Origin of the sequence: Brevibacillus sp. AG, from assembly GCF_028369215.1 — a bacterium.
GTDB lineage: Bacteria > Bacillota > Bacilli > Brevibacillales > Brevibacillaceae > Brevibacillus > Brevibacillus porteri.
In genome coordinates, this window is sequence record NZ_JAQMYO010000006.1 from 1 (window position 1) to 18391 (window position 18391).

An 18391-nucleotide genomic window follows, 5' to 3' on the forward strand; every position below is an offset into this window, starting at 1 on the left:
GAATGAATAATGAATGAAGAAGCCATTCCTTAAAGGAATGGCTTTTTTTATGATAGGTTTGGAAACAAACACGTTCACCGTATTCACTGGAATATAGACTAAAAGCGTTAGATTCAATGCGATTCATTAAACTAACGGGCTTGTTCCCTGTTTTTGAAATAGGATTTTACAATGGTGATTGTATCTAATTTGGCCGAAGTTCGTTTCTTTTGGATTGCTATCTCGAGCTCTTTATACAGAAGACGTTTACAGATGTTGACAACAACGAAACTAACGTAATAATATAATCTTACGTAAAAAATGAATTTTACGGAGGTCTGATTGATGGAAATTTCAAAGGGAGTAGAAATGCTTCATCTAGATTTTCATGGAAATATCATTCACCCCGTTCTTTTGTGGGATCGAGACATGGCTGTTTTAATAGACACAGGATTCCCAAAGCAAATGGAAGATTTACGCGTGGCGATGGAAAAGGTAGGAGTATCGCTCGACAAGCTAAAAGCTGTGATTTTGACGCATCAGGATGTGGATCATATCGGCAGTCTTCCTGAGATTTTGCAGGAGTGCGGGGATCATGTTCACGTTTACGCACACGAACTGGAGAAACCGTATGTCCAAGGGGAGAAGCCGCTTTTAAAAGACGGGCACCTTGAGAATCCTCCCAAAGGCAGAGTGGACTATACCGTGAGTGACGGTCAGGAACTGCCGTTTTGCGGCGGGATTCGTGTCATCCATACTCCTGGACATACTCCTGGTCATATCAGCCTTTATTTAACGAAAAGCAAGACTCTCATTGCCGGGGATTCGATGTACAGTGTGAACGGGATTCTCGCAGGAATTCATGAACCGACCACACCGGATATGGATGCAGCTCGTCTCTCTATAAAGAAGTATGTAGACCTCGACATTGCCTCTGTGGTTTGTTACCACGGAGGATTCAGTCATGGAAATGTTAAGGGTCAAATAGTAGGACTCAGTCAGGGGTTACGCTAATTTCGTGACAAAACCTCTCTTTTCCCCGTCTTATTGAAAAGCTGGAAAAAGGAAGGAGCTTTATTCGTGAAAAAATGGAATTATATCTTAGCGGGTGTTCTTAGTTCTACTCTTATTTTTGGGGGAACGCCAGGCTTTGCAAAAAATAAAACGGAAACCAATCAAGGTACGAATTCAATGTCAACCGACAAGCCTATTGGACACGGCTTACATCTATGGAGCAATCCTGGTTTCCAATATACGCTGGAAGATCGGTCGAACGGCATGAAATTTCCCATTCCTGTCCCAAAAGAATTAGAGGGAAAAAGTAAGGGACAGGAGCCTATTACTCCTGCACTTCCTCACTTGGACTTTACTAGTGACGATTCTAAATACGAGTTTTATATGTTTCATACTGGAACCGAACGCGAGGTTTTCCTACAACTTCTTCAATATGGAAAAGGGAAGCTTAGCTCTATGGGAGCTATAAAAGTAGCAGAAGATGTTCCAAATCGTATTTATGGCTTCTACAACGATGGGCGTAATTCCATCTATGTCCTTACGTTAAATAAAGAGGGTGAGTTGGATAGCTCGGCCGAGTACGTGTGGGATAATGAGACTAAGATGATCATAAAAGTATCGGAGCTCAAAGCCTCAAAACCTGACTGATGAAAATACTGAAGAATCACAGAAAACGGCAGCCTGTTTAATCGGCTGCCGTAATTTTATAAACAGGCAAATGTACTCACCCGTTAATCCTTAATCATTACCGAAGGAGTAGCCGTTCGTACGAAGATGATCGCATCAAAAGCTTTTGCCGGAACCATCTGCAACGTATACAGCTTCTCCATTTTTCCATACCATCCACTAAAAACATCACCGATTGCACTGATGGACTGCGCTTTATTTAGATAGGTGTAAAAATCCTGATGATGCTTTGCCTTTGCAAAATCTAGGAATCCATCCGCCATCCCTGTCTGTGCAAACAGAACAGCTAGCCGATCTTTGCCACTATTTTTTACAGTAAACGCTTTGCGCTCATTGGTAGAGGCGTCATTTGCAAGGAAGGTGCTTTCGTAGAATTCACTTCCGATTGCGTAATATTGGTCCCCCAAGGCTTTTACGAGATGTGCCCCCATGCAGGTTGTCATTCCTACGGAAGTAGAGGTCTTTTCAATGTGTCCATTATGTCCAGCGATGAACATGTTCTTGCGACCGTACTGTTTCTTTTCAAAGGATAAAATCCACATCACTTTGTCCGCCATGTAGCGATCACGGGTGTTGCTGTAGTTCACATTTGTTCCGCGCAGTGTAGCGTTTTGCTTGATGGATTCTGCGAAGGCAGTAGCCAGCTCATATGCTTTCTCAGAGCTTTTCGCGATGTAAACGGATTGGTTTTGTTTCATCTGATCCATCAAGCTTTTTATGTGGGGGATCGCTTCCTGTACGAGGGCGACCTTTTGATTATACACCGTCTTATCATTCAGATTCGTAAGTAGCTTCTCATACTTGGATGCGAGTGTCGGATCGACTTTTTTCAAATAGGAGAATAGCCCGTTTTTGTTATGGTCATAGCGTTGCATGTCAAAGCCGTAGAAATGAATTTGATCTTTGGCATCTCGCTTCTCATTAAAGGCACGCATCCAAGAGAGAAGGGCGGCCATTTCTTCTGTATGGTAAATCGTAAATCCGATGGCTTTTGCGGCATCCTGAGCAGTTCCGCTGCCGCCTAAAATGTATTCATTGACCTTTTGTCCACCGCCAAAATCACCTTCGATAGCAAATACGCGATAGCCTTGTTTTTCTACCAAATGCTTAAAAATATCTAACTTCAGCGTAGTGAATTGCTTGTTGCCATGCGTAGCTTCTCCAAACCCGATGATGGTTTTTGCAGGAAGCTCCATTTTTGAAACAGGGACAAGGTTTGCTTGTAATGACTGTTGCAAGGTGTTGGCTGATGCGGGATGGAACCCTGTCAATACACTCAGGATGATGAACAAGCTGATAGTGAATAGGAGTTTTCTCTTCATGTCACTCTCTCTTTCTTGCGCTGATCTTTTGTTTGTAAGTGGTTTTTCTTACCATTTTCCCTATTATACTCCTTTATGAAGTCGTTTACCTAGATTAAAAAAACACACCTGGGTTTGAGATTCCCGGGTGCATTTTCTCTTTGTTACTTTACATATTTCGCCCGATATTCATCTGCCAGCATGGACATAAGAATAGAGTCGTGATAGGTGTGGTTGTAATAAAGGGCTTGTCGCTGTACGCCTTCACGCTGGAATCCGAGCTTTTCATACGTGTGGATGGCACGTTCGTTAAAGGCGAATACGTTTAGCTCGATGCGATGCAGATTGAGGATGCCAAAACCATAATCGAGCAGCAGCAGGAGGGCTTCGCTGCCGTAGCCTTTACCTTGATGGGCATTTTGGTCAATCGAAATTCGGATAAAGGCGTTGCGATTATTCCGATCGATATCCCCGATCTGGACGTCGCCAATCACCTGATCATTTTCACACAGGCAGATCATTAAGAGGACACTGGAAGAGTCCTGGCCTTTGTTCTCGATGTACTGGTGGATTTGCTCACGCGTGAAATGCTTTTGGGTACCAGTCAGCATACGCGTTTCCTTGTTGAACAAGGAGCGGAAGTATAATTCGGTATCTTCTGTGCCAATCGGTCGTAAAAAGACGCGTTCCCCTTCCAAAAAGCGAACCGCTGCACGTGTATTCTCCTGTGTCATAGACATAGTCGTTGTCCTCCTGTTCGTTCAAAACTTCTTTTTCTTAGGATAACGAGCAAGTGTATACTTGAAAATGTGCAGTTTTGTAAAAATGAAAAGGACAGATGGAGGGGGAAATCGAGATGCTCTTGACCCCAAAATGGCAGGAAAATGACAACGAGCCGCAATACGTACAGCTATATGCTTATTTGAAAAAGGAAATCGTCGCAGGACGCTTGGCGGTGAGTAGCAAGCTGCCGTCCGTTCGAAAGCTGGCTGACTTGCTGGGCTTAAGCACAACACCCGTGGAGATGGCATACCAGCAGCTGCTGGCGGAAGGTTTTATCCAAAGTAAACCGCGCAGTGGGTATTACGTGGAAAAATTGCCTGATCCTGAAGTGAAACCGGGTAATGGTGCGAGCGCACAAACTATCCGTCGGCCCATGGTGCGTGACGAGCGGGAGTACGTCTATGACTTTCATCTCTCCCGCAATGATTTTTCGTTATTTCCAACCATGATTTGGCGTCGTTTGTACAATGAGACGCTTCACATAGAGCAGCAGGAGAATCTTTTTTATGGAGATCCGCAAGGGGAGGCTGGACTCAGGAAGCAAATCGCTGACTACTTGCACAGGTACCGGGGTGTCGCTTGTTCGCCAAATCAAGTGGTGATTGGGGCGGACCAGTTTGGCTTGCTGTCCTTGATCTGTTTGATGGTAAAACCACAGTTCCAACGCATCAGCGTAGAAAATCCGGGGTATTTGCTGTTTGCCAATACGTTTCGCCAGCACGGATACGACGTGGTGCCGATCTCACTGACAGAGGACGGAATTAGCGTCAGTGAGCTATATGAGTCAGGGGTTGGACTGGCTGCCGTTTCTTCGGCTCATCAATACCCACGTGGGATGATCATGCCCATATCCAAGCGGCTGCAATTGCTCGAATGGGCCAAGAATGTGGGAGGATACATCATCGAAGACGATTATGACGGAGAGTTTCGTTATCATGGCAGACCGATTCCGTCCATGCAGGGTTTGCTCCCGGATGCGAATGTGATCTATATGGGGAGCTTTGCGCAGGTGTTGGCGCCAGCAATCGGCATATGGTACATGGTCTTGCCAGAATCTCTGCTGGATACGTACCACAACCTGCTGCGCGAGACACTGCTGGAACCATCTTCATCCCGACTGCATCAGCGGACGATGGAAGCCTTTATGGAAAAAGGATACTTCGAAAAGCATGTCCGAAAAATGCGCAAGCTGTACCGCAAAAAGCATGATGCGCTGCTGCTGGCTGTGCAAAAGCATTTTGGCGATAGAGCGACAGTCATCGGAGCCGATGCGGGGTTTCACGTCCTACTGCGGGTAAACAGCGAGCGAAGTGAGGAGGAGTTGAAAAAGCGGGCGATTCAGGCAGGCGTGAGAGCCTCGGCTGCATCGTTTACATGGCTGGTGCCACCTAATCCCTTGCCAAAAGAGTTTTTCCTCGGCTTCGCGGGTATTCCATTGGAAAAAATCGAACCCGGTATCGAAGCGTTGAGCCAAGCGTGGTTTGGCGATTGTTGACAATGCATGAGTACGCCGTTATGCTAAGAGTACCTTTTGGAAAATATGAAAAACAAAATATTTTCCTTGTTTTCGAAAGGAGGGCAAGAACATGCAGGAGCGAATCCTACAATGCGCCTATCATGAGATTGAGACCAAGGGCGTCCGTTTTACCATGTCCGATTTAGCTCGGCGCGCAGGCGTTAGTACCAAGACGTTGTATGCGAGCTTTCCTTCGAAAGAAGCCTTGATCACCAAAGTCATTGAAGAAAACATCGAGGATTTGCGTAAAGCGGAGGATCAGATTTTACATGATCTTGACCTCGATTTGGTAGAGAAGATGCGACAACTCCTGGCACTGGTCCCGAACAACTTCTCACGAACGGACCTGCGCGTGTGGTACGAGCTGAAGCGCTACTATCCCGAGCAATGGAAGCTGATCGACGAGTTCAATCAACAGGAGTGGGAGCATGTTCGGATCATTCTGGAGCAAGGGGTTGAGAAGGGCGTGTTTCGTCGTATCCAGCTTCCGATCCTGATTCAGATGTATACCGGGACGCTTAACCAGCTGATTGATCAGCAGTTGGCGAACCAGCATCAAGTGACGATTGGCGATGCGCTGAATGCAGTCATCGATATTTTACTAGGTGGCATCGTAGATTCTTCGTCTTCAAACAAGTAAGTAGGAGGAACATAATGAGTTGGGTCTATCTATTAATGGCCATTTTGCTAGAGGTGGCTGGAACAACATCGATGAAGCTGTCTGACGGGCTGAGCAAGCCTGTCCCTAGTGTGATGATGTTTATCTTTTATATTTTGTGCTTCTCGTCGCTGAGCCTGGCGCTCAAGGAAATGGAGGTCGGGACCGCCTATGCCATCTGGTCTGGTCTCGGCACCGCGATCATCGCGGTCATTGGTGTGGTGGTCTTCAAGGATGCCTTCACTGTCAAAAAATTGATTGCTGTCGGACTGATCATTGTGGGCTGTGTGCTGTTGAATCTGGGAGACACCTCCCACGCGCAATCTTCTAAAGAGACAGGAGTAGCTGAGGCGAAATGAGTGAGAAAAATGCAAGAGCAATGCTAGTGTTCTTCTGGATCACCGATGTTGCTTTTGTCGTATACTGGCTTGTTACATTTTTGGAGCTTCTCCCTGTGGAATATCTGTATCAGGATTACTACAACCCCAATTTGCTTGCATGGAACTTGTCCTTTTTTCCATTGGATATTTTCATTTCCATCACGGGCTTTGCCAGTCTGTACGCCTATCGCAGAGGACGGTACATCTGGAAGCCGCTTGCCATGTTGTCGCTCGTTTTGACATCCTGCTCGGGTTTGCAGGCGATCGCTTTTTGGGCGTTCAAGGCAGATTACGATTGGTCCTGGTGGATTCCAAACCTGTACCTGCTGATATATCCGTTATTCTTTTTGCCGGGCTTGATGCGAGAATTGGCAAAAGTGAAGGAAAGGGATTCTTGACAAATTTTGAGCGGTGGCTATATAGTAGGTCTTAAGTTAATAGTGCTGTGGAGATTGGGAGATCAGCTAATATTTGCAAAATGAGGGCATTGGCTCTTGTTTAGCGAGTATTAGCTTTTTTATTTTCTCTCCAGATAAACCACAAAGGAGTTAGCGTATTGTAAGCGCTTAACAGGAGTAGGTTTATGTTTTTTCCAAAAAGGGGGAGGATGGGGCATGTCTATTTATGTAGGGGAATTGATCGGGACGATGATCTTGATCATTTTGGGGGCAGGTGTTTGCGCCGGACAAAACTTGAAAAAGGCGTACTCCCAAAACGGCGGTTGGATTGTAATTACGCTGGGGTGGGGTCTGGCAGTTGCGTGCGGAGCGTATGCAGTAGGAAGCATTAGCGGAGCGCATTTGAATCCGGCACTTACGATTGCACTGGCAAGCATCGGTCAATTTCCGTGGGAGCATGTTCCGGGCTACATAGCGGCTCAACTGATAGGGGCATTTATGGGAGCGACGTTCGTCTGGATCTTTTATTACCCGCATTGGCGTGAGACGAATGATGCAGGAGCCAAATTGGGGGTATTTGCAACAGGTCCCGCGATTCCCAATACAGTCGCGAATCTGTTCAGTGAAATTTTAGGTACGTTTTTCTTGGTGCTCGGTCTACTGGCGATCGGAGCGAATAAATTTGCAGAAGGACTGAATCCGTTTATCGTCGGCTTCCTGATTGTCGCAATTGGTTTGTCTCTTGGTGGTACTACTGGTTATGCGATCAATCCGGCCCGTGACCTGGGACCTCGTCTCGCTCATGCTCTATTGCCCATCCACGGCAAAGGAAAGTCCAACTGGCGCTATGCATGGATTCCTGTTGTTGGACCTATCATTGGAGCAGTAAGTGGAGCGTTTTTTTACAAATGGACGTTTACAGATCATTCGCTGACAGGTGTAATAGCATTAGCGGCTTTCATGGTGATTGCCATCGTGGTCGGAATGACAACCAAAAAATCAATCGGCAGCAAGGAGCGACTCGCATCCGAGAGTGCGCGTTCCTAGACATAAAGGTAAGAATGAAGGCGATTTCATATGAGTGAAGGAGGAACAGTTGTCATGGACAATAAATATATGCTTTCCCTCGATCAGGGAACCACGAGCTCTCGCGCTATTTTATTCGATAAATCAGGTGCCATTATCGGTGTGGCCCAGAAGGAATTTACGCAAATCTATCCGAAGCCGGGTTGGGTGGAGCACAATGCCGAGGAAATCTGGGAATCGCAGCTGGAGGTTTTGAAAGCGGTTTTACTGGAGAATCATGTGAAGCCGGAAGAAATCGCTGGAATCGGGATTACCAATCAGCGGGAAACAACCGTGGTATGGGATAAGCACACGGGTAAGCCGATTCACAATGCGATTGTATGGCAAAGCAGACAGTCCATCGATATTTGCAACCAGTTGAAAGAGCAAGGCTATGAGCAAATCGTTCGTGAAAAGACAGGATTGTTGATTGACGCCTACTTCTCCGGGACAAAGGTAAAATGGCTGCTCGAACATGTCGAGGGAGCACGGGAGCGAGCCGAGAAAGGCGACCTCTTGTTTGGAACCATCGATACGTGGCTGATTTGGAAGCTGACCAATGGCCTTGTGCATGTGACCGACTATTCCAATGCTTCGCGCACGTTGATGTTTAATATTCATTCCCTGGAGTGGGACGACGAGCTGTTGAACATGCTGCAAATCCCGAAAGCTATGCTGCCAGCTGTCCGTCCTTCCAGCGAATTGTACGGCTATACAGACGAGAAGCTCTTCGAATTCCAGATTCCGATTGCCGGGATTGCCGGAGACCAGCAAGCCGCTTTGTTTGGTCAAGCGTGCTTTGCGGAAGGGCAGGCCAAAAACACATACGGAACAGGTTGCTTCATGCTGATGAATACCGGAGAAAAGGCAGTTGCATCCAAAAACGGGTTGTTGACGACCATTGCCTGGGGAGTGGATGGCAAGGTAGAGTACGCCCTGGAAGGTAGTATTTTTGTAGCTGGTGCGGCGATTCAATGGCTGCGTGACGGACTCAAGCTGATTGAAAAATCATCGGATTCGGAAAAACACGCACTGGCTGTTGACAGCACAGATGGTGTTTATATGGTTCCAGCCTTTGTTGGATTGGGAGCACCGTATTGGGATATGGAAGCAAGAGGCGCGATCTTCGGCTTGACTCGCGGAACGACGGAAGATCATTTGATTCGGGCAGCGCTGGAGTCTCTGGCTTATCAGACACGGGATGTGCTTGAAGCGATGGAGGCTGATTCTGGCATCCGGCTGCAAAAGCTGGCGGTAGACGGTGGAGCCGTGGCGAATAACTTTTTAATGCAGTTCCAGTCTGACATCCTGAATACAGAGGTTGAGCGTCCGCGTGTCAATGAAACGACCGCGCTGGGAGCAGCTTACCTGGCAGGGCTTGCCGTCGGGTATTGGGGCAGCAAGGAAGATATTGTGAATAACAAAGTGGTGGAGCGCTCCTTCTCACCAGATATGGCGGAGGAAGTGCGCCAGGAGCTGTACGCAGGCTGGAAGCAAGCTGTTACGGCAACGATGGGTTACAAGATTAGGCATTGATTTTTGTGTAAAAGAGGTCTAAAGTTAAAGATAAGTTAATCATGCTGTGGAGACTACGGAGACAGCCAGTATCAGAAGAGCAATGACATTGCATTGCTTCTTTTGGATATTGGCTGTCTTTTTCTTTTAGAGAGGATGAGAAGAACGATGAACGATCAACATGCATTATCATCAAGTCAACGCCAGGCTTGTCTGGATAAAATGGCAACGAAACAACTCGATCTTTTGGTTATTGGCGGTGGGGTGACGGGAGCAGGTATTGCCCTCGACGCAGCCGCGAGAGGTCTGAGTGTCGGACTCGTGGAAAAACAGGACTTCGCTGCGGGCACTAGTAGTCGCTCTACCAAGCTCGTTCATGGAGGATTGCGCTATTTGAAGCAGGGCGATGTGCAGCTGGTGCGGGAAGTAGGCAGGGAGCGAGCTATTTTGTATCGCAATGCGCCACATATCGTCATCCCGGAAAAAATGATTTTGCCCATTGTGAAAAATGGTACCTATGGCAAGCTGGCAACCTCTATTGGTTTGTATGTTTACGATGTGTTGGCTGGAGTCGAAAGAAAAGAACGACGCATCATGCTGAACAAAGAGAGAACTGTGGAGGCAGAACCGCTTTTGCGCCGCGATATTCTCAAGGGCGGCGGGCTTTATTTCGAGTATCGGACAGATGATGCTAGACTTACGGTTGAGGTCATGAAAACAGCAAGCTCGCACGGAGCGCTTTGCGTGAACTATACCGAAGCCACTGGCTTTATTTATGAAAACGGCAAAGTCATCGGGATTAGCGCGAAGGATTTGCTTACGGGCACAGAGTACTCCCTCCATGCCAAAAAAATCGTCAACGCAGCAGGTCCTTGGGTGGATCAGCTTCGAGAAAAGGACCACTCCCTGTATGGCAAGCGCCTCCACCTGACAAAAGGTGTCCACCTGGTCGTGCCATATAACAGACTGCCTTTGAAGCAGGCCGTTTATTTCGATGTATCCGATGGGCGCATGCTGTTTGCCATTCCGCGCAATAACAGTACGTATATCGGTACCACTGACACGAATTACAAAGGTGTGCTGGAGCGGCCAACAGTGACGAGAGAAGACATGGAGTATGTATTGAATGCCGCGAACGAGATGTTCCCTTCTGTGAAGCTGACGGAACAGGATGTCAGCTCCAGCTGGGCAGGACTCAGACCACTGATCCATGAAGATGGCAAGTCCCCATCCGAATTGTCACGCAAGGACGAGATTTTTTATTCCAAAAGCGGGCTGATTACGATCGCAGGTGGAAAATTGACGGGCTTCCGCAAAATGGCCGAGCGCATTGTGGATGTGGTGGCCAAGCAGTTGACCGAAGAAGAGGGCAGAGCATTTGAAGCTTGTCGGACAGACAAAATCGTCCTCGCTGGCGGAAAATTTGACTCCGCAGCCAAGATTCCTGTATTTGTGAAAGCACAGGCAGAGCGACTTCGCCAATGGGGAATCACCGAGGAACAAATCCGCGTTCTGGTCGGAAAATATGGAAGCAACAGTGAGGAAATCGTAACAATGTGCCTGGAGTTTTTGACACAAAATGCTCAAAATGTGTCTCCAATCGAAGCACTGCTGAAAGCAGAACTGCGCTACGCTGTAAAGGAAGAAATGGTCATGACCATGAGTGATTTTCTGATTCGTCGTAGTGGCAGACTATTCTTCGAGAGGGATACACTGGAGCCTGTGTATCGAATGGTGGGAGAAGAGCTCGCTCATGAGCTGCAATGGTCGGATGAGAGGAAAGAACATGAAATAAAAGCGTTTGAAGAGGAATATCATCTTGCGAAAACATTTCAATAGGGGTGATTCGTGATTGGCAAACCTGATCAATCAAAAAATACTTCCTGCCGCCCGGACATTAAAAGAATTTGATGAACTCATGGAAAGCTGCTACGAGCGCATTATTTTGCTGAATGCTCATGTTGCGCAAGTAAAGCCACTGGGAAAACGGGCCAGAGCATTCGGGAAAAAACTGCTGATCCATGCTGATCTCATAGACGGCTTGAAGTCTGATGAATATGCGATGGAGTTTCTTGCGCAAGAAGCCCAGCCCGAAGGAATCATCACCACACGGAACAGTGCCGTTCTTGCCGCCAAGAAAAAAGGGCTCATTTCCATCCAACGACTGTTTCTCATTGATACGATGGCATTAGACAGCAGCCTTACCCAGCTTGCGAGAACCAAACCGGATTACGTCGAGGTTTTGCCAGGAATCATTCCCCACCTGATCGAAGAAATTACTGTACGAACCAGCATTCCGGTTATCGCTGGAGGATTTATTCGTACAAAGGAAGATGTGGATCGCGCTATTCTTGCCGGTGCGACATCTGTAACCACTTCTCGCAGAGAGCTGTGGACGAAATCATAAGGACATATTAGGGTAGTCAAAAGCCGGTCATTCCTGTTCGTAGGAATACCGGTTTTTTTGATAGGTAGATACCCTTTTATTTATAGGGATGTCAGTAGTCTATGCGGATGAACGCCACCGTGCATATACACATATAGTCAGCAAAAAATAAGAGGAAAGAAGGCGGTTGCGTGAATTATCAAAGCTCTCAATGGCAATCATCGTATTCTTCGCGGGAAGGACATTCTTCTTATTACCCTTGGCAAAGAGATCGAGAACGGCCACCAGGATGGGATCGTGGAAGGGACTGGGACCACGGTAGAGGAAGAGGGGAGCATAGGCCTTTCCGGAGTTGGGAGTTTGACCATAGAAGGAGATGCCCGGATCACTGTCGTTGGTGCCCTCCTGGCTGCTGCGGACGCTTTCGCTAACAGATAAGTAATAGACTAGAGCCAAATCTTGAGATGTATGCGAGATTTGGCTCTTTCTTTGGGTAATAGAAAAGGAAGGCGACACTTAATCGCCAATAATACACCTGATCCTCTTGACCCCTTCTTCGATCTGTTCCTCGGTAGTATTGCCGTATCCGAGAATGATTTTATCCGTAGGATTACGAAAAACGTCAGAGCACAATCCTGACGTTTTTTCTTTTTTTCACGCTTGCACTTTGTGACCAATCGACTTCATTTTGAAAAAAATGTAGCTATTTGTCTGGAAATAACGTCAATAACTGTATGAGAAGAAAAGATAGGAAGAAAAAGAATGGTCCGTGGAGGTTATGAACGAATGAAAACGGCGCAGTGTAAGCGATGGCTCCTGGCCTTCTGTGCGTTCCTCCTGTTGGTAGCGGGTGTTCCTTTAGGATTAACGGGGACAGCCTTGGCAGAAGGAAACATTCAGTTGGGAGTAACAGTCGGAATTGAAGGAAAGTACAGGGATACGGGGATGGTACCCGTTGTGGTAACGGTGAGAAATGGAGGGGCGGATATTGAAGGGGAGCTGTTTGTCGCCACTGGGGAACAGGGAGACAGACGCTTCGCAGTTGCCAATTATCAGCCGGTTTCGATTGCAAGCGGAGTGACCAAGCAGGTAACGATTCTCGTTCCTGGATCAGAGCTGCATGGCAATTCTTTTGTGGCCTTAATGCAAAATGATAAGATCATCGCGCAAACTCCGGTAACAGGCGTTTCATACAGCGAGGATACGTTGATGATCGGCGTGTTGGCAGAAAATCCCGACACAGCTAACTTCCTTGGAGTACTGCCGAAAGGCTCTATTCATAACCCTGTCCAGCTCTTGACGATGAAGGCAGACAATATGCCTGTGACAGGTACTCAGCTCCAGATGATCAATATGCTCGTTATCAATAATTTTGCTTTGGATTCATTGAATGAACAGCAGATCAAGGCGATTCGGGATTGGACGAATTCTGGCGGGATGCTCATTTTAGCTGGAGGAGCGCAGTACAAGAAAGCCGGAGGCATTTTGGCTGACTTGTCGCCAGTAGAAGTGACTGGAGTGACGAGTGTACAGACACTCTCTAGTTTAAAAGTGGATAAGACCAATCCGATTGCACTGACATCACCCTTTACTGTAAGCAATGGGACATTGAAGGCAGGGAAGGTTCTGTACAGCGAAGGCAATATTCCGCTGATGGCTGTCCATAACGTGGGAGCCGGAAAAGTAATGTACGTCGCCTATGATTTGGCGGCGGAACCAGTAGCCAGCTGGGCAGGAAACAGTCGCTTTTGGGCAGATACATTAGTAAAGGCCTTTGGTTCTTTCATGAACGCTTCAAATAGGAGCATGATCGACAACGTATGGCCGCTTCGGGATGCTGCTGATCGAGTCCCATCCTTGAAAATTCCAGAGGTTGGCTGGTTCGCCGTATTTTTTGGAATTTATGCCCTGCTTGTAGGGCCAGTTCTTTTCTATATTTTGCGGAGACGCCGCAAGCAAAGCTACATGTGGGTGATCGTCCCTGCCCTTTCGGTGTTGGCGGGAATCGGAATCTTCTCGATTGGTGCCATCCAGCGGGGTGTGGGTGTAAAGCTGCACCAGGTAGGTTATATTGAGCTGCAAAACAACGGACAGGCAAATGCGCTGAGTGTAACTGCATTATTCGTACCTAGTAATGACGACTATCGTTTGACGATAAAAGGAGAGGGTATAACCCAACCCGTCACTGAAAGAGATTATATCGATCAAATTCCGAAAACGTGGATTTCCATACAGCCAGATCAGACTCATATTGATTTCCGCGATGTAGAATTTTGGTCGATGCGCAAGGTTGCAACGGAGCAAACCTTATCGGACGTAGGAAAAATAGAATCGAACCTGTCGTATGAGAATGGCGCACTGAAAGGAACTGTGACAAACCATACGAAGTACTCGTTGCGAGATGTGACGATCTCGACAGGTATAACGGTACAAGAGTTTCCGCAGTTGGCGGCTGGCAGCAGTATCGAAGTGAACTTGCCGTTTGCCTCTCAACATCAAGCAAGGCGGAACCAACATCGGATGAATACGGGGAATGCACTGCCGCAGTATATGCAATCGAATGGCTATGACAGACAAACGCGCGAGCAAGTCATCGTGGAAATGCTCGACATGATGGACAGACGTGGTGGTCAGTCTGAAGTGGTAAAACTCGTGGGCTGGACCGACGAGCAAGTTGTTGAGGCTGTTGTACCAAACGAAAATACGGAGAACAGCAGCCTTGCGATGGTCACTTCGACACTGCAAGTGAATCCATCGAAGGACGGACACATTTATTATCCGACGGGATCATTTGATGTGACGATGTCGGGTAGCTCTGTTCCGGTAGATGACTATGGAGATGGCTTTAGACTGCCTGCCGGGGATATTACCTTTGACATCAATCTGAATCAGGAAGGACAGGATCTTACCATCAGCAATTTGTATCTGTACACCTGGTCAGAGGACAATACGACATTTGAAAAAGAGGTTTACAACTGGAAGACAAAAGCTTTCGAACCATTTGAAAAAGCATTCATGAACAACGTGATGACAAGCGACAAGACCACTACTTATGTTTCGGGCGACGGCATTGTCCGCATCAAATTTGCCCACCAGTTTGAGGATGATCGCCACATTGGGGTTCCAAGTGTCAGTGTGGAAGGGAAGGTGAGCAAGAAATGATCCAGATCCAAAATTTGCGTAAGCGCTACGGCAAAATGGAAGCGTTGAAAGGACTTTCGCTCGAAATTGACAAGGGGACCGTTTTTGGTTTCGTCGGTCCGAACGGGGCAGGAAAATCGACGACGATGTCCATTTTGGCGACTTTATTGGAGCCGACCAGTGGGAAAGCATACGTAGGCGGCTACGAAGTGACCAAGCATCCAAAGGAAGTACGCAAGCTGATTGGCTACATGCCTGACTTTTTTGGTGTCTACGACAATTTGACAGCAGAAGAGTACCTCGATTTTTACGGCGCGAACTACGATATTCCGGCAACTGAACGAAAACAAATCATTCCGCAGTTATTAGAGCTGGTGAATCTCACGCACAAGCGGGATGCCTACGTCGACTCGTTGTCGCGGGGGATGAAGCAGCGTCTCGGGCTGGCTCGCTCGCTGGTTCACAATCCGGAAGTGCTCATTTTGGACGAACCAGCTTCTGGGTTGGACCCGCGTGCACGCATCGAGCTGCGGGAGATTTTGAAGGAACTGCGGGACATGGGCAAGACGATTATCATTAGCTCGCACATATTGCCTGAGCTAGCGGAGATGTGCGACGTCATCGGGATTGTGGAGGAAGGCAATCTGGTTGCCTTTGGACGAGTCGATGAGATTTACTCGAAAATGCAAGAACAGCGGGTATTGCGTATCCGTCTATTGGATCGGGTTGATGAAGCAATGACGCGCTTGCGTGAGATGCCCGTCATTACAAGGGTGACACGTGAAGGAAACTGGGTCGTTGCAGGCTTTTCAGGCAATGACGAAGAGCAGGTTGAGCTGCTGCGGGAGCTTGCGGTGTCAGGCTATCCTGTCGCCGCGTTTAATGAGTCAGTTGGTGATTTGGAAGAAATCTTCCTAGAAATTACGAAAGGGGTGGGCTCATGAGCGACTTGAGACGATTTCGCAACCCTGTCTTGTTCAATGAGTGGAAAATGCGGATGCGGACCAATCGGTCACCGTGGATCATCCTGCTCTATTTGCTTGTTTTGGGCGCAATGACGCTCACGCTGATTTTCTTTATGACAAACGGTGGCAGCTACTATAATCCGAATGATACACGGGAGCTGTTCATGATGCTGTCTGTGTTTCAGCTCGGGATGATCTGTTTCGTCGTGCCGGGACTAACGTCAGGTGTGATTTCCGGTGAGCGCGAACGCCAGACATTGAGCGTACTGTTGACCACGAATGTCAGTGCCACACGATTGATTTTAGGCAAATGGCTGGCGTCGCTCAGCTTCATGACCTTCTTAGTTATTGCGACTATCCCGCTCTATGCCATCGTCTTTTTGTATGGAGGAATCTCACCTGCACAAGTGATCAAGGTGTTTGGCTTTTACGTCATTACAATGTTTGGCATCGGCAGTATTGGTGTGCTCATGTCCACGCTGATCAAGCGGACAGGTATCGCTACGGTCGTTACTTATGCCGTGGTGTTTGGATATGCGATTGGATCGAGCATACTGGCGGAAATTATCAGGGAGTTCATTCGGTACCAGCGCCGATCGGGTGGAATGTCATCCGCGACCATGCCGGACTGGCCAGATCTCCTGCATAATTTCAACCCATTGTTTGCGATGTTAAACATTTTTGAAGAAGGGCCGCAGCTCAGGATTGGGAATGTGGACCCGTACGCAGTTTACTGCCTGTTTTTCGGGATCATTACACTGTTCTGCCTTTTACTCGCCATCTATCTCATTCAGCCAGTGAAACCGAGATTTCGCAAAGTAAAAGAGGAGCAATAAGCCATGTTTACCTCTAAATCGAACGACGAGCTGAAGTCACTGCTTGCGCCTATTCGAAAGCAACTGGGCTTGCGTGTATGGATACAGCAGCTAACGGTCTATGTTTTGTGGGGAATGGGGGCGAGTCTGGTGCTCCTCCTCCTTGCCCGCATCTGGCCGATTCCGTTTTACCAATGGATCGCGGTTGTGCTGCCAGTGCTTGTTATCATCACGGGTCTGGTGCGTGCGCTTTGGATGCGCCCTACCTGGCTCCACTGTGCGCAAGTGGCAGACGGTAATGGTTTGGCTCAGCGAGTCGTCACAGCATGGGAGAATCAAGAGAATCAGTCGATGGTAGCGGGTATGCAGAGGGAAGACGCCCTGCAGCATCTGCGAAAAAATTTGCCGCAAATCGTAGAGAGCGTCCGCATCTGGTCGCTGGTCCAAAGAAAGGTGTATGTCACAAGCAGCTTGCTATTGGTATGCCTAGTGCTGTTTCTTTGGCCGAATCCGCAAGACTTGCGACTGGCCCAGATAGCAGAGGAAAAGAAAGCAATCGCGCAGGTCGAGGAAGAAGTAGAGGAAATCAAACAGGACGTGAAAAAGAATACAGGCTTAACCGACGCGCAGAAAAAGCAGCTGGAGGAAATGCTGGAGCAGGCAAAAAAGGCTCTGGCGAAAGCAGACGATCCGGCAGAACGTCAAAATGCATTGCGTGCTGCGGAAAAACAATTGGAGAAGGTCAAAGATGCAGAGCAGCACAAAGAAAAAGCGCTGCAAGCACTCCAGCGCAGCTTGGGTAATCAAGAAGGGACCAAATCCTTGGCTGGCGCGATGGAAGCGAAAGATCGACAAGCGATGACCGAGGCCCTGGCACAAATGGCAAAAGCCATGGAAAGCATGCCGCAAAAAGAGCGGGAAGAGATCGCCCGCGAACTCGCAAGTGCAGCAGAACAATTGAAAAAAGAGGCAGAGTCTGCCGACTCGAAGGAGCTGGAGGATATCGCCAAACAACTGGCGGAGGCAGCCCAGCAAACAGCACAAGGACAAATGCCTCAAGCGATGACTGCGCTCGAGAACAGCTTGATGCAAGCGATGACGGGCATCCAGCAATCTCAGCAAGCCATGCTCGCAGCTATACATGCCGCTGCTTCGCTCAATCAGTCGCAAATGACGCTTGCCAGTGCAGGCGCACAAGTAGGAAATGCTGGAGCGAGTGGAGATGGGGCAGGTACGGCGGCAACAGGCCAGGCGACTCCAGCATCGGGGACACCCGGGAATCAGCCAACTGCGGCAACACCGGGAACAGGTACCAATCCCAATCAAGGGACGAACCCGGCAAACCAGTCCGGGAATGGAAATAATGGCTCGGGGCAAGGGAATGGCAACGGAAACGGAAACGGCAACGGAAACGGAAACGGCAACGGTAATGGAAATGGAAATGGAAATGGAAACGGCGGTCAAGGAAGCGGTCAAGGTGGCGGGGCCGGGTTAGGAAAAGGCAAACACGAGCTCGTTACCGTCCCGGCAGATCGCATAGGTGGAGATAAAGGACCTGTTGATACAGTCGGAGGCACACTCGGGTCAGGACCTTCCCAGTCGCAGCAAAGCGGAAACACACAAGTCTCCTCCGGTGGAACACTGCCGTATGAGGAAGTGTACGGCCAGTATGAGCAATTTGCCCGTGAAAGTATGGAAAAGGGCAGTATTCCCGGCGATTACCAACAGATCGTAAAGGATTATTTCAGCAAAATTGAGCCTTAGATCATTCAACAACAGGAAGGGGAC

General features: G+C 48.1%; 17 protein-coding genes. 15 read left to right on the plus strand and 2 right to left on the minus strand.

Annotation, left to right across the window (positions count from 1 at the left end; all coding sequences use genetic code 11):
• The first annotated feature begins 324 nt into the window (after positions 1-324).
• Entirely contained in the window at positions 325-993 is a 669-nt protein-coding gene (locus POF51_RS16300) for an MBL fold metallo-hydrolase (RefSeq protein ID WP_069849101.1), read from the plus strand.
• 66 nt (positions 994-1059) lie between these two features.
• Positions 1060-1641, plus strand: a complete 582-nt coding sequence (locus POF51_RS16305) for a hypothetical protein (RefSeq protein WP_069849099.1) — start codon at positions 1060-1062, stop codon at positions 1639-1641.
• An 83-nt stretch (positions 1642-1724) separates the two neighbouring features.
• Here the strand turns inward: POF51_RS16305 and POF51_RS16310 are convergent, their stop codons facing one another.
• Together POF51_RS16310 and POF51_RS16315 are read right to left on the minus strand one after the other, a co-directional pair.
• The gene (locus POF51_RS16310) at positions 1725-3002 is read right to left on the minus strand and encodes an erythromycin esterase family protein (RefSeq protein WP_069849096.1); all 1278 of its coding nucleotides are present in this window, start codon (positions 3000-3002) and stop codon (positions 1725-1727) included.
• Positions 3003-3145: 143 nt separating this feature from the next.
• Positions 3146-3721 (minus strand): GNAT family N-acetyltransferase, encoded by a 576-nt coding sequence (locus POF51_RS16315; RefSeq protein WP_069849094.1) that lies wholly within the window; start codon positions 3719-3721, stop codon positions 3146-3148.
• A 116-nt stretch (positions 3722-3837) separates the two neighbouring features.
• Between POF51_RS16315 and pdxR the strand changes: the two genes are divergently transcribed.
• The 13 genes from pdxR to POF51_RS16380 all read left to right on the plus strand — a co-directional run bounded on the left by pdxR (position 3838) and on the right by POF51_RS16380 (position 18367).
• Positions 3838-5259 (plus strand): MocR-like pyridoxine biosynthesis transcription factor PdxR, encoded by a 1422-nt coding sequence (gene pdxR / locus POF51_RS16320; protein ID WP_069849091.1) that lies wholly within the window; start codon positions 3838-3840, stop codon positions 5257-5259.
• Between the two features lie 91 nt (positions 5260-5350).
• Entirely contained in the window at positions 5351-5920 is a 570-nt protein-coding gene (locus POF51_RS16325; RefSeq protein ID WP_069849089.1) for a TetR/AcrR family transcriptional regulator, read from the plus strand.
• A gap of 14 nt (positions 5921-5934) precedes the next feature.
• Entirely contained in the window at positions 5935-6297 is a 363-nt protein-coding gene (locus tag POF51_RS16330) for a DMT family transporter (RefSeq protein WP_017251610.1), read from the plus strand.
• Positions 6294-6716, plus strand: a complete 423-nt coding sequence (locus POF51_RS16335; RefSeq protein WP_069849087.1) for a YvaD family protein — start codon at positions 6294-6296, stop codon at positions 6714-6716. Before POF51_RS16330 ends, POF51_RS16335 begins: the two co-directional genes overlap by 4 nt.
• A gap of 216 nt (positions 6717-6932) precedes the next feature.
• Positions 6933-7763 (plus strand): MIP/aquaporin family protein, encoded by an 831-nt coding sequence (locus tag POF51_RS16340; protein ID WP_069849084.1) that lies wholly within the window; start codon positions 6933-6935, stop codon positions 7761-7763.
• 54 nt (positions 7764-7817) lie between these two features.
• Positions 7818-9317 carry a glycerol kinase GlpK gene (glpK, locus tag POF51_RS16345; protein ID WP_069849081.1) on the plus strand — a complete coding sequence of 500 codons (1500 nt, stop codon included), beginning with the start codon at positions 7818-7820 and terminating at the stop codon, positions 9315-9317.
• A gap of 147 nt (positions 9318-9464) precedes the next feature.
• Positions 9465-11135: a glycerol-3-phosphate dehydrogenase/oxidase gene (locus tag POF51_RS16350; protein ID WP_069849079.1), complete on the plus strand. Its 1671-nt coding sequence runs from the start codon at positions 9465-9467 to the stop codon at positions 11133-11135.
• A 13-nt stretch (positions 11136-11148) separates the two neighbouring features.
• Positions 11149-11703, plus strand: a complete 555-nt coding sequence (locus POF51_RS16355; protein ID WP_017251605.1) for a glycerol-3-phosphate responsive antiterminator — start codon at positions 11149-11151, stop codon at positions 11701-11703.
• A 276-nt stretch (positions 11704-11979) separates the two neighbouring features.
• Positions 11980-12120 carry a hypothetical protein gene (locus tag POF51_RS16360; RefSeq protein ID WP_170831602.1) on the plus strand — a complete coding sequence of 47 codons (141 nt, stop codon included), beginning with the start codon at positions 11980-11982 and terminating at the stop codon, positions 12118-12120.
• Positions 12121-12468: 348 nt separating this feature from the next.
• Positions 12469-14844, plus strand: a complete 2376-nt coding sequence (locus POF51_RS16365) for a DUF7408 domain-containing protein (protein WP_271755738.1) — start codon at positions 12469-12471, stop codon at positions 14842-14844.
• A complete protein-coding gene (locus POF51_RS16370) occupies positions 14841-15767 on the plus strand; it encodes an ABC transporter ATP-binding protein (protein WP_017251603.1) in 927 nt (308 codons plus the stop codon). Before POF51_RS16365 ends, POF51_RS16370 begins: the two co-directional genes overlap by 4 nt.
• The gene (locus POF51_RS16375) at positions 15764-16624 is read left to right on the plus strand and encodes an ABC transporter permease (protein WP_069849074.1); all 861 of its coding nucleotides are present in this window, start codon (positions 15764-15766) and stop codon (positions 16622-16624) included. Before POF51_RS16370 ends, POF51_RS16375 begins: the two co-directional genes overlap by 4 nt.
• A 3-nt stretch (positions 16625-16627) precedes the next feature.
• Positions 16628-18367 carry a hypothetical protein gene (locus POF51_RS16380; protein ID WP_271755739.1) on the plus strand — a complete coding sequence of 580 codons (1740 nt, stop codon included), beginning with the start codon at positions 16628-16630 and terminating at the stop codon, positions 18365-18367.
• The last annotated feature ends 24 nt before the right edge of the window (positions 18368-18391 follow it).

Coding starts and splice junctions, on each gene's coding strand:
- POF51_RS16315 (WP_069849094.1), bottom strand. CDS start 3,721: ATGTCTATGACACAGGAGAATACACGTGCAGCGGTTCGCTTTTTGGAA.
- glpK (WP_069849081.1), top strand. CDS start 7,818: ATGGACAATAAATATATGCTTTCCCTCGATCAGGGAACCACGAGCTCT.
- pdxR (WP_069849091.1), top strand. CDS start 3,838: ATGCTCTTGACCCCAAAATGGCAGGAAAATGACAACGAGCCGCAATAC.
- POF51_RS16330 (WP_017251610.1), top strand. CDS start 5,935: ATGAGTTGGGTCTATCTATTAATGGCCATTTTGCTAGAGGTGGCTGGA.
- POF51_RS16380 (WP_271755739.1), top strand. CDS start 16,628: ATGTTTACCTCTAAATCGAACGACGAGCTGAAGTCACTGCTTGCGCCT.
- POF51_RS16310 (WP_069849096.1), bottom strand. CDS start 3,002: ATGAAGAGAAAACTCCTATTCACTATCAGCTTGTTCATCATCCTGAGT.
- POF51_RS16325 (WP_069849089.1), top strand. CDS start 5,351: ATGCAGGAGCGAATCCTACAATGCGCCTATCATGAGATTGAGACCAAG.
- POF51_RS16335 (WP_069849087.1), top strand. CDS start 6,294: ATGAGTGAGAAAAATGCAAGAGCAATGCTAGTGTTCTTCTGGATCACC.
- POF51_RS16375 (WP_069849074.1), top strand. CDS start 15,764: ATGAGCGACTTGAGACGATTTCGCAACCCTGTCTTGTTCAATGAGTGG.
- POF51_RS16350 (WP_069849079.1), top strand. CDS start 9,465: ATGAACGATCAACATGCATTATCATCAAGTCAACGCCAGGCTTGTCTG.
- POF51_RS16365 (WP_271755738.1), top strand. CDS start 12,469: ATGAAAACGGCGCAGTGTAAGCGATGGCTCCTGGCCTTCTGTGCGTTC.
- POF51_RS16370 (WP_017251603.1), top strand. CDS start 14,841: ATGATCCAGATCCAAAATTTGCGTAAGCGCTACGGCAAAATGGAAGCG.
- POF51_RS16300 (WP_069849101.1), top strand. CDS start 325: ATGGAAATTTCAAAGGGAGTAGAAATGCTTCATCTAGATTTTCATGGA.
- POF51_RS16340 (WP_069849084.1), top strand. CDS start 6,933: ATGTCTATTTATGTAGGGGAATTGATCGGGACGATGATCTTGATCATT.